Source organism: Bradyrhizobium sp., assembly GCF_035652035.1.
In the GTDB taxonomy this organism is placed as follows: Bacteria; Pseudomonadota; Alphaproteobacteria; order Rhizobiales; family Xanthobacteraceae; genus Bradyrhizobium.
In genome coordinates this window covers 17,442-28,275 of the sequence record NZ_DASREO010000049.1, presented here as the reverse complement: position 1 = coordinate 28,275, position 10,834 = coordinate 17,442, and the positions used below count along the sequence as shown (strand labels likewise).

The following is a 10,834-nucleotide window of genomic DNA, read 5'->3' as shown; positions in this document are numbered from 1 at the left end:
TCAGCCAGGTCGTCGCCTGCTGAAGGTGGCCGAGCGCGGTCGAGAGCGGCGCGACAAAGGGCTTCATCGCTTCGTCGCCGCCATGTTCCTTGGCAAACGCGCCGACTTCACCGAAGAACGCCATCACGGCGCGGCCGCCGTCGCGCGGCAATTTGCGCCCGACGAGATCAAGCGCCTGAATGCCGTTCGCGCCCTCGTAGATCATGGCGATGCGCGCATCGCGCACGAACTGTTCCATGCCCTGTTCGGCGATATAGCCATGGCCACCATACATCTGCTGCGCCTGAACCGCGTTGGCAAAGCCGATCTCGGTGAGATAGCCCTTCAAGACCGGCGTCATCAGCCCCATGTGATCGTCCGCTTCCTGGCGGTCTTTCGCGTCATTGGAGCGATGGGCGACATCGCTCTTCAGCGACGTCCACACCACCATGGCGCGCGCCGCTTCGTTGAAGGCGCGGATGGTGAGCAACGTGCGGCGCACGTCGGGGTGCACGATGATCGGATCGGCCGGCTTGTCCTTTTCCTGCACTCCGGACAGCGCGCGGCCCTGCAAACGGTCGCGGGCATAGGCCGCCGCGTTCTGATAGGCGACTTCGGATTGCGCCAGTCCCTGAACGCCGACGCCGAGCCGCGCCTCGTTCATCATCACGAACATGGCCTGCATGCCCTTGTTCTCGCCGCCGATCAGCCAACCGGTGGCGCTGTCGTAGTTCATGACGCAGGTCGAATTGCCGTGAATGCCCATCTTGTGCTCGATCGAGCCGCAGGTGACGCCGTTGCGTTGCCCCAGCGAGCCGTCGGCATTGACGATGAATTTCGGCACCACGAACAGCGAGATGCCCTTGATGCCGGCAGGCGCACCTTCGATCCGCGCCAGCACCAGATGGATGATGTTGTCGGCGAGGTCATGTTCGCCGGCCGAAATGAAAATCTTGGTACCTGTGATCTTGTAGCTGCCGTCGCTCTGCTTGACGGCCTTGCTGCGGATGAGGCCAAGGTCCGTGCCGCATTGCGGTTCGGTGAGATTCATGGTGCCGGTCCATTCGCCGGCCACCATCTTGGGCACGTATTTGGATTTCTGTTCCTCGCTGCCATGCACCAGCAGCGCCGCGATCGCGCCCTGAGTCAGGCCGCCGTACATCGAAAAAGACATGTTCGCCGAGGACAGGAACTCGGTGACACTCTGGCTCAGCGTCATTGGCAGGCCCTGCCCGCCATATTCCGTCGGCATCGAGAGGCCGAGCCAGCCGCCTTCGGCGACCTGTTTGAAGGCTTCTTTAAACCCCTTCGGCGTCGTCACGCTGCCGTCGGCGTTGCGCTTGCAGCCTTCGAGATCGCCGACGCGGTTGAGCGGCTGCAACACCTCTTCGCTGAGCTTGGCCGCCTCGCCCACGATCGCCTCGCGAACATCGGCCGATGCGTCGCTGAATCCGGGAAGATTGTCGTAGCGATCGATTTGAAAGACGTCGTTGAGCAGGAAATGGACGTCTTCAACAGGCGCTTTGTAGATCGGCATGACGTTCTCCCGGCGGGGTCGTTGGTGTGTCTATCGGAATTTCTGGAAGCGGACCTTAGCCACTTCCTTGAGTCGTGTGCAGGTCCAATCGCAATCGCAAGGCGCGTCTTGCACCGACGCCGCTCACGGCTTCGCCAATTGCTCTCCCATCAAGCGATGCAGCAGATTGATGGCTTTCAGCGGGCGAACGACGCCGTTGATCGTGATCCCGTCGACGTCACAGGTGAATTCCAGCACGGCGCCCGTATCGCTGGTCCACTCGCCGACATAGGTGAAGCTCGGTCCACCCAACACCTTGGTGGCGCTCGACAGATATTTGAAAGTGATGTCGCGGCCGCGCTGTGGGGTGTGCACCACCGGGCTTTCGAACACGGCGTCGGGATGGAGCAGGTCCCGCAAGGCGGCGTGGTCGCCGGACTTGATGAAGGCGTGCCATTTTTGAAGGCCGATTGCAGTCACAGGATGCCTCCCATGGACGGTGGCGCCGGTTTAAGTCGGCCCGCCAACCCCATATGCATATTGACGCATATGCATCAATGCGCATAAAGTCAAGCGTGTTAGTATTTCCAGACCATTCCGACCTGGAAGGAATCCGACCCTTGGCCCTTGCGGACGCCATCCTCGCCTGCCTCACCGAGCGTCCGATGACTGGCTACGAACTCGCCAAGACATTTGACGCCTCGATCGGCTTTTTCTGGAGGGCCGATCATCAGCAGATCTATCGCGAACTCTCCAAGCTGCGCGAACGCGGCCATATTCAGGGCCGCGAGGTCGTCCAGACCGGCAAGCCGAACAAGCTGGTCTATACGCTGACGGCCGAGGGCAAAGCTGCGTTCCGGCATTGGGCTGCCCGACCCTCGACGCCGGCCTCGATCAAGGACGACCTCCTGATCCGCCTTTACGCGCTCGATGCCGTCGACATCGAGCCGCTTCGCACGGACTTGATGGCGCGGCAGGAACATCACCGCGACCGCTATGAGCGCTATGAGCGCATCCTGAAAAAGCGCTTTCCGGACGGAACGGCCTCCCCCGCCGACACGGGCAAATTGCTCGGGCTTCGCATCGGCCTGAAGCATGAGCAGATGGTGGCGGAGTGGTGTGAGGAAGCGATTTCGGCGCTTTCGGCCATATCGGCCTCAGCCGATATCGTGCAGCTCGACGCGGGAACCCGCGACCGTGCCGGGTCCGGCGATTAGCGCCAAAAAGGCTAAAAACGCGAGCCGTCCGCAAACTTTACGGGCCGCTGAGCGCATTCCTTAACGGGTTATTTACCGTAACGCGAAAAAGTCGAGCTGTAGAGGCAGACGACCCGCGTCGAAATCGATTGTCTCGTTCTTGGGACGCGCGGGGAGGCCGGAGGCGCCAGGTGGAGGCGCCGGAGCGGAACCGGACAGAAGCATGAATTCGCGCGTATCGTGGAGTAGTGAAGGCATCGATCCTGCCGTCCGGGAGCGGGCCGAGGCCGCGGCTCGCCGCGCCGGCGTGTCGTTGAGCGAATGGCTCAATCTCAACATGGGCGATGCCTCGCCGCCGAATTTCCGCGCTCCACCCAGCGGGCGTCCGGCGATGCCCGCCCAGCAAAGCCGGGATGTCGCCGACATCCACGAGCGGCTGGACGCGATCACCCGCCAGATCGAACAAATTTCGCACGGCAAGTCCCGCAACGACGCCCAGCGCGGCGAACCGCCGGTTGCCAAGCAGCTGAACGACGCCATCGCCCGTCTCGACGCGCGGCTGTCGCAAATCGCCAACCCCGCACCGGCCGGCCGGAGCGAGGTGCAGGAAAAGCAGCGCCAGGCCGAGATGGTCGAGCGCGCCGCCGCACAGGTCTATCGTCCTTCGCCTCCGCTCAATCCGGGTTCGTTCGATTCCGCGATCGCGGAAATTTCCGCGCGCCAGAACGAGCTGGATAATTTTGCGCCCCCGATGACGCGCAGCGCGCCGCCGATGGCGCCGGCGCCGGCCTACGCGTCACCACCACCGGCCGCTTACGTCCCGCCGCCTCCGCCGCCGGGTCCCGACTTCTCCTCGCTCGAGCGGCATCTCGTCAACATCACGAGCCAGATCGAGTCGCTGCGGCGGCCCGATCACATCGAGCAGTCGATTGCGGCCTTCCGCAGCGAGCTCACCGAGATTCGCCACGCCATCACCGAGGCGATGCCACGCCGCGCCATCGAATCGATCGAAGGCGAGATCCGCTCACTTTCCCGCCGCATCGACGACAGCCGTCAGAACGGCAGCGACAGCCAGACGCTCGCCAGCATCGAGCGCGCGCTCGGCGAAATCCGCGAGGTGCTTCGCTCGCTGACGCCGGCCGAACAGCTCGCGGGTTACGACCACGCGATCCGCAACCTCACCGCCAAGCTCGACCAGATCATCCGCGCGAACGACGACCCGTCGACGATCCACCAGCTCGAAAGCGCGATCACGGCGCTTCGCGCCATCGTCTCCAATGTCGCGTCCAACGACGCTTTGGCGCGGCTTTCCGACGACGTGCACGCGCTGTCTGCGAAGGTCGATCAGCTCGCCCGCCCCGATGGCCGGGCCGATTCGTACGCCGCGCTGGAACAGCGCATGGCCGCGTTGATGTCTTCGCTCGAGAGTCGCGACCAGCGGCCCGCGATGAACGAGAATTCCGAGCAGATCGAGCGCGCCCTTGTCGCGTTGTCGGATCGTCTCGACCGTATTCCGGTTGGCAATGACGGCGCGTCGGCGCTGGCTCACCTGGAGCAGCGCGTCTCCTATCTGCTCGAGCGGCTGGAGGCGTCGTCCGATTACCGTTCCGGCAACCTCGGACGGGTCGAGGAAGGCTTGCAGGACGTCCTGCATCAGCTCGAACGTCAGCAGTCGAACTTCGCGAGCTTCGTCGCCAGTAACACCCGCAGCGAACCGGCTCCCGCGCAAGACAGCGGACTTGCCGACCTCGTCAAGCGTGAATTGTCCGACATCCGCTTCAGCCAGGCGGAAACCGATCGCCATACGCAGGATTCGCTGGAGGCCGTCCACAACACGCTCGGCCATGTGGTCGATCGGCTCTCGATGATCGAGGGCGACCTGCGCAACGTGCGCACGCAAACTCCGGCATCGCAAGCGACAGCCGCGCAAGCCGTTGTCGCCGAAGCGCCGGCCTTCACGGCACCTCCTCCATCCGCTCCCGAATCTTCCTATTCGGACAGGGAGGAGTCTTTGCCGACTTATGCGGAAGAAGCTCCGCCCGCGCGGATCGCGCTGGCAACGCACGCGAAGTCCGAATTGCCTGCCGTGGCGCAAGAGGCCTTTGCGGCCGCGCCGCGCGATTTCCACGCGGCCGCTCCAGCGCAGCCGCCCGCCTCGCCACGCACCATCAGCGAAATTCTGGAGCCGCATGCGGCCGCTTCGCGCGTTGCGATCGTACCCGAGCTACCGCCCGATCATCCGCTTGAACCGGGCACCCGGCCGTCGGGACGCGCCGCTTCGCCATCCGAGCGCATCGCAGCCTCCGAGAGCGCGATCAGCAGCATTCCGGCCGCAGCTCCCAAGGAGCCCGTCTCTACATCGAGTTTCATCGCCGCCGCGCGCCGGGCCGCGCAGGCCGCGGCCGCAGCGCCCCCGCCCGACAAGGCCGGCAAGCAGGCGAAGGCTGCAGCGGCCAACGGTCAGGCCAAGGCAGCATCGACGTTGACGTCGAAGATCCGCTCGCTGTTGGTCGGCGCCAGTGTCGTGGTGATCGTGCTCGGCACGTTCAAGATGGCGATGACCCTGCTCGACACCGGCGCGCCGTCAAACATGCCGGCGATGGAAAGCTCGGGCGATGCAGCGCCGGCTTCTGCTGCCGGCCGCGCCAGCCCGCCGCCCGCTCAGACCATGCCTTCGATGACGTCGCCAGTTCCGATCGGACGGCAATCCTTCAACAACGTCACCCCCGACCGAGGCGACGGCGTCGCCTCGGTCGCCATTCCGCAAAACGCACCCACGTCTTCCACGACCTCTGACGTCACTGGTACCATTCCGCTCTCGCAGGCCGCGCCGGGTAGCGCGAAATTGTCTGTTATCATGGTCCCGCCGACCGAGCGGATCCCCGAGACGATCGGCGGTCCGGTTCTGCGCGCCGCCGTCCTCAAGGGCGATCCCACAGCGGCCTACGAAGTCGGCGTGCGCTTCGCCGAAGGCAAAGGCGTCGCGGTAAATTACGACGAAGCCGCCAAATGGCTCGACCGTGCGGCGCAGGCCGGCGTGGTGCCGGCGATCTTCCGCCTGGGGACCTTCTACGAGAAGGGCCTCTCCGTGAAGAAGGATGTCGACATCGCCCGCCGCTATTATGTGCAGGCTGCCGAACGCGGTAACGCCAAGGCCATGCATAATCTCGCCGTGCTCGACGCGGACGGCGGCGGCAAGGGCGCCGACTACAAGAGCGCGGCGCAGTGGTTCCGCAAGGCCGCCGATCGCGGCATCGCCGACAGCCAGTACAATCTCGGCATCCTCTATGCCCGCGGCATCGGCGTCGACCAGAACCTCGCTGAATCCTTCAAATGGTTTAGCCTGGCCGCCGCCCAGGGCGACACAGACGCCGGCCGCAAGCGCGATGATATCGCCAAGCGCCTCGACCCGCAGTCGCTCGCGGCCGCCAAGCTTGCGATCCAGACCTTCGCACCGGAACCCCAGCCGGACGACGCCATCAACGTCGCCTCGCCCGCGGGCGGCTGGGATTCGGCGCCCGTGCAGGCAAGCCCCGTCAAGCCTGCCGTCAAACCAGTCGCCAGCAAGCGGACGGCCTCGGCGCACTGACGAGCGGCGCCATTGTGGCGTCGCCGACATAGCGGCAAGCAGCAACTTGGATTAAAGAGCGGACCACTAGCGCGCTGCGCTGGTCGAGCATGCTCAAGAGGTCTGCGTTGCCGGACGATCGCAGGGATCAACGAGATTCATTCCAGAATTCGCCGACCGGCCCCTGGGTCGCGCCGCCACGCAGGCCGGCCAGTCTGCCTCCGCCGCGGCCACACGTTTCAATCGTAAGGCGACGGTCGATCTGGTCGGTCGTCTTCTTTGCGATTCTGGTTCTGAGCGTCGGCGTCCGTGCGTACCGCGACATCTCGCGGCCGGAGGCGTGGGCCTATTGGAAGGAATCCTATTTCTCGCCCAGCATGACGTCGTCCGTCATTGCGAATGCCCGCCTTGACGATGGAGCTCACAGCCGGCGGACCTTGGCGATTCACGGAACCATCGGCGCCGCCAGCGCAAGCTGGTTACGCGAGCAGCTCGACGAGGCCCATCTGACAACGGGCGATGTCGTGTTGCTGTCGTCACCCGGCGGGAACCTGGACCAGGCATTGATCATGGGCGAGATCATCCGCTCGCGCTCGCTGGCGACCGCGGTCGGAACCGCAGACTCATCCGGCCGGATCACGCGATCCTTCTGCGCGAGCGCCTGCGTTCTCGTCTATGCCGGCGGCGCGACCCGTTACGGTGTCGACGGCTCCATGCTCGGCGTTCACCGATTTACCAATTCCAGGCCGGGCCGCGACCCGGTCGCCGATGCACAGCGATTAACCGGTGGCGTCCTGAACTACATGACCAAAATGGGCGTCTCCTCGGCGGTCGTGGAGGCAATGTCGGCGACGGCGGACGTCCGCTGGCTCGAGCCCGCGGAAGCCTTGAAGATGAACCTCGTCACCGATCCGCTCGGACAGGCCGAGGCGGCTCGCCGTTAATCGTTATTTTTCACCACGCCGGAAATAACGGGGGCGACAGCGGCGAAAAAAGCCGCAGCGCGGGGATTCTTTAATCCCTCCTCGTTGCGATTTCGGCTATGCAGGGATGCGGCCTTTGTCGTCCCAAGAAAGACGCGCGTGCAGCTTTATCTTCCGATCGCCGACATTCCGGTCAACGTCTTCCTCATCCTCGCCATGGGCGCGGCAGTCGGCTTCGTCTCCGGCATGTTCGGCATCGGCGGCGGATTCCTGATGACGCCGCTTCTGATCTTCATCGGCATTGCGCCGGCGGTTGCGGTCGCCTCGGTGGCGAGCCATATCGCGGCCTCGTCCTTCTCCGGTGCGATCGCCTATTGGCGCCGCCGTGCGATCGATCCCGCGCTGGCGCTTGTTTTGTTATGCGGCGGCACGATCGGCACCGCGCTTGGCGTTTGGACCTTCACGCTGCTCCGCTCACTCGGCCAGCTCGACCTGATGATTGCCCTCTCCTATGTCGTGCTGCTCACCACTGTGGGCGCGCTGATGTTCTGGGAAGGCCTGCGTTCGCTGCTTCGCATACGGCGAGGCATGGCGGTCTCGCTGCGCCGCTCCGGCAGCCACGGATGGGTCCACGGCCTGCCGTTCAAGATGCGCTTCAAGCGCTCCAAGATTTATCTGTCGGTCATTCCCGTGGTCGCCGTCGGCCTGATCATCGGATTCATCGGCGCGATCATGGGCATCGGCGGCGGCTTCATTCTGGTCCCGATCATGATCTATTTCCTGCGGGTGCCGACCTCGACCGTGATCGGCACGTCCATGGTGCTGACGCTGGTCACCATGACGTTCGCCACATTGCTGCACGCGGTCACCAATCACCTGGTCGACGCCGTGCTGGCGCTGATCCTGATGATTGGCGGCGTCACCGGAGCCCAGTTCGGCGCGCGCGCGGGGCAGAAGATTCGCGGCGAGCATCTGCGGCTGTTGCTGGGGATCCTGATTCTCGCCGTCGGCATCCGATTTGCGGTCGAACTCGTGATCCGTCCCGACGATCTCTTCACCATTCGCGAAGCCGGAGGCGCGGCATGAGCGCACGCCTCGCGAAGACAGCGATTGCCGCCATGCTCGCGTTTTTCGCGGCCGGCGTGGTCTCGCCGTCGCACGCGGAGCGGCTGATCGTCTCGGTCTCCAACCATCGCGTCACGGTGACGCCGGCCTATTCGGGCGAAGAGCTGGTGTTGTTCGGCTCGGTGGAAAGGGACGCCTCCTCGCCCGCGAGCCACAACAACTACGATCTCGTCGTCACGGTCATCGGGCCGCGCGCCGACATGGTGACGCGCCGCAAGGAACGCAAGTTCGGGATCTGGATCAACAGCGACTATCGCGAATTCTTGCAGGTGCCGACTTATCTCGCCCTGTTCTCCAACCGGCCGTTCGATGCGATCGCCTCGCCCGACGTGCAACGGCGTCAGCAACTGGGTCTTAACAACGTGCTGCTGACCCAGCGTGTCGGGACCGATTACGCCGACGTGGTGCCCAACGACGCCTTCCGCAGCGCCTTTGTCCGGTTGCGCGAGGAGCACGGGCTTTACCGCGAGGAAACGTCGGCGGTGACGTTCCTGACGCCGACGCTGTTTCGCACCGGCATTCCGCTGCCGGCCGAAGTGCCGATCGGCACTTACACGGTTGAGATCAAGCTGTTCGCCGACGGCAACCTGATCACGCGCACCGAAACCGCCTTCGACATCGTCAAGGTCGGTTTTGAGCAGTTCGTCGCCACGACCGCCCGTCAGGACGGGCTGGTCTACGGCATGTTCACCGCCTTCATGGCGCTGATGACCGGCTGGATGGCCTCGATCGTTTTCCGCAAAGATTAGATTCTTGTTTTGACGCGTTTTCTTCACGCGAACCGGTATCCAACTTCGCTCGAAAACGCTTTAGTGCAACTCAATCACCGTTTTCACGCCAGGCTCGAGCAGCTTCAACCGCGTCCCAAATCCCAATGCATCGAAGGACACGCGCAGATCATTCGCATTCTGCTTGAAGTGCGCCCACCCGTCGGTATGGACCGGCACGATGACCGCATCGGGAAAGGCGCGCGCCGTTTCGATCGTATCGTTGGTGTCCATGGTGAGATGGAACGGCCCACGCGTCTGCGCGGCGCCCGCGAACGGCATCACCACGGCCGCCTTGAAACGCTGCGCCACCTCGGCCACGCCGTCATACCAGACGGTGTCGCCGCTGATATAGATTGGACGAAAATCCTTCGACGACACCACGAAGCCGATGACCTCGCCGGCAAATGGCTCGATCCCGTGCGGGCCATGGCGCGCCGGCGTTGCGGTGATCGTCAGCGAGCGGCCGTTCTTCGACAATTCGGTGGAAGCCCAGGGCGCAAACCCCTCGGCATGGCCGCCGAGCCGCTTCGCACCAACTTCAGTCGTCAGCACGCGCTTCGCCTTGGGGAGAAAATGCTTGCCGGATTCATCGAGATTATCCGAGTGCTGATCGTGGCTCAGCAACACCGCATCGATCTCGCCGATCGCATCCAAAGCCAATGCGGGCCCGGCAAGTTTTTCGAGTTTCACATGCGGCAGTTGATAGGTTCCCGGCAAATCGAAGGTCGGATCGGTGAGGAGACGAAAGCCGTCGATTTCGATCAGGGCGGTTGGACCGCCGATCAGTGTGAGGGTGAGTTGAGACATCGAACTCTCCTATCGCGAAGTGCGAGACGCCGTGGCCGCGGCCGGTCGCGTCACGAGGTAAATACCGAGCGCCACCGGAACAATCCCCAGGAGATCGCGGAACGCGACGTGCTCGCCGAGCACGATCCAGGCGAACAGCATGCCGAGCGGCGGCATCAGAAAGTGATAGGCGCTCGCAGCCGTCGCGCCGCAGACCCGCAAGAGATGGAACCAGAGCACATAGGCCAGCACCGAACCGCCGAGCGTGAGGTAAGCGAACGAACCGAGCAACTGAAGGTTCGGCACGACGTCGCTGATATCAGCGAAGGTCGCGGCGAACGGAATCAGGACGATGCCTGCGGCGACGTTCTGCACACCATTGCCGATCCACAAGGATCCCCTCGGCGCTAAGAGCTTGAACAGGATGGTGCCGGCCACGATCGACGCAAGCGACGCAAAGGTGAAGAGGATACCGTGCAGGCTGTCGGTGCCGACCGACAGGCGATGCCCGACGATGAGACCGACGCCGAGAAGGCCGAGCAGAAGTCCGAAGACCTTGCGCCAGGTGAGTTGCTCGTTGAGCAATAGCGCCGCGAACACCGCTGTGAAAACGGGATTGGCGCTGACGATCAGGCCGCCGAGACCGGCCGAGACGCTCTTCAGTCCGGTATAACCGAGCCCAAGATAGAGCGCGTTGTTGGCGACACCGAGCAGGGCGAACACCAGCGTATCCCGCAGCGACAGCGACCAGCCCTCGCCGCGCAGCGCGACGGCGCCGAGGATCAGGATCCCGGCAGTCGAAAATCGCGCGGCCAGCAGGATCAGCGGCGGACAATAGGTGACGCCGATCTTGCCGGCGACGAAAGCGTAGCTCCAGAGCAGGCAGAACAGCACGATCAAGAGCGGGAGCGAATTGAAGCGAAAGCGGGGGACCGCGACCGAAGGGGCGAGCGACATGGGAATTCTCCTTT

General features: G+C 63.9%; 9 protein-coding genes. 5 read left to right on the top strand and 4 right to left on the bottom strand.

The features are described 5' to 3' along the window. Positions 1 to 1,516: acyl-CoA dehydrogenase family protein (locus VFB05_RS14255; protein WP_325013366.1), on the bottom strand; the 1,516-nt coding region annotated here is incomplete at its 3' end. A gap of 123 nt (positions 1,517 to 1,639) precedes the next feature. Next, positions 1,640 to 1,975, bottom strand: a complete 336-nt coding sequence (locus tag VFB05_RS14250; RefSeq protein ID WP_325013365.1) for a nuclear transport factor 2 family protein — start codon at positions 1,973 to 1,975, stop codon at positions 1,640 to 1,642. Between the two features lie 140 nt (positions 1,976 to 2,115). On the opposite strand from VFB05_RS14250, the gene VFB05_RS14245 reads away from it, so the two are divergent. The 5 genes from VFB05_RS14245 (at position 2,116) to VFB05_RS14225 (ending at position 9,056) form a co-directional block, all read left to right on the top strand. Further along, on the top strand, positions 2,116 to 2,712 hold the full coding sequence (locus tag VFB05_RS14245) for a PadR family transcriptional regulator (protein ID WP_325013364.1): 597 nt from the start codon (positions 2,116 to 2,118) through the stop codon (positions 2,710 to 2,712). Between the two features lie 202 nt (positions 2,713 to 2,914). Next, positions 2,915 to 6,280 (top strand): hypothetical protein, encoded by a 3,366-nt coding sequence (locus tag VFB05_RS14240; protein ID WP_325013363.1) that lies wholly within the window; start codon positions 2,915 to 2,917, stop codon positions 6,278 to 6,280. An 89-nt stretch (positions 6,281 to 6,369) separates the two neighbouring features. Continuing rightward, positions 6,370 to 7,203 (top strand): hypothetical protein, encoded by an 834-nt coding sequence (locus VFB05_RS14235; RefSeq protein ID WP_325013362.1) that lies wholly within the window; start codon positions 6,370 to 6,372, stop codon positions 7,201 to 7,203. 138 nt (positions 7,204 to 7,341) lie between these two features. Continuing rightward, the gene (locus tag VFB05_RS14230) at positions 7,342 to 8,268 is read left to right on the top strand and encodes a sulfite exporter TauE/SafE family protein (RefSeq protein WP_325013361.1); all 927 of its coding nucleotides are present in this window, start codon (positions 7,342 to 7,344) and stop codon (positions 8,266 to 8,268) included. Next, entirely contained in the window at positions 8,265 to 9,056 is a 792-nt protein-coding gene (locus VFB05_RS14225) for a TIGR02186 family protein (protein WP_325013360.1), read from the top strand. Before VFB05_RS14230 ends, VFB05_RS14225 begins: the two co-directional genes overlap by 4 nt. A 60-nt stretch (positions 9,057 to 9,116) precedes the next feature. On the opposite strand, the gene VFB05_RS14220 is transcribed toward VFB05_RS14225, so the two are convergent. Both VFB05_RS14220 and VFB05_RS14215 read right to left on the bottom strand, forming a co-directional pair. Further along, positions 9,117 to 9,884 (bottom strand): MBL fold metallo-hydrolase, encoded by a 768-nt coding sequence (locus VFB05_RS14220; RefSeq protein WP_325013359.1) that lies wholly within the window; start codon positions 9,882 to 9,884, stop codon positions 9,117 to 9,119. A 9-nt stretch (positions 9,885 to 9,893) separates the two neighbouring features. Next, positions 9,894 to 10,820 carry a DMT family transporter gene (locus tag VFB05_RS14215; RefSeq protein ID WP_325013358.1) on the bottom strand — a complete coding sequence of 309 codons (927 nt, stop codon included), beginning with the start codon at positions 10,818 to 10,820 and terminating at the stop codon, positions 9,894 to 9,896. Positions 10,821 to 10,834 lie beyond the last annotated feature (14 nt).

Bases quoted from the DNA above. Each gene is read 5' to 3' on its own strand.
- VFB05_RS14240 (WP_325013363.1), top strand. From the start codon at position 2,915: ATGAATTCGCGCGTATCGTGGAGTAGTGAAGGCATCGATCCTGCCGTC.
- VFB05_RS14235 (WP_325013362.1), top strand. From the start codon at position 6,370: ATGCTCAAGAGGTCTGCGTTGCCGGACGATCGCAGGGATCAACGAGAT.
- VFB05_RS14225 (WP_325013360.1), top strand. From the start codon at position 8,265: ATGAGCGCACGCCTCGCGAAGACAGCGATTGCCGCCATGCTCGCGTTT.
- VFB05_RS14220 (WP_325013359.1), bottom strand. From the start codon at position 9,884: ATGTCTCAACTCACCCTCACACTGATCGGCGGTCCAACCGCCCTGATC.
- VFB05_RS14215 (WP_325013358.1), bottom strand. From the start codon at position 10,820: ATGTCGCTCGCCCCTTCGGTCGCGGTCCCCCGCTTTCGCTTCAATTCG.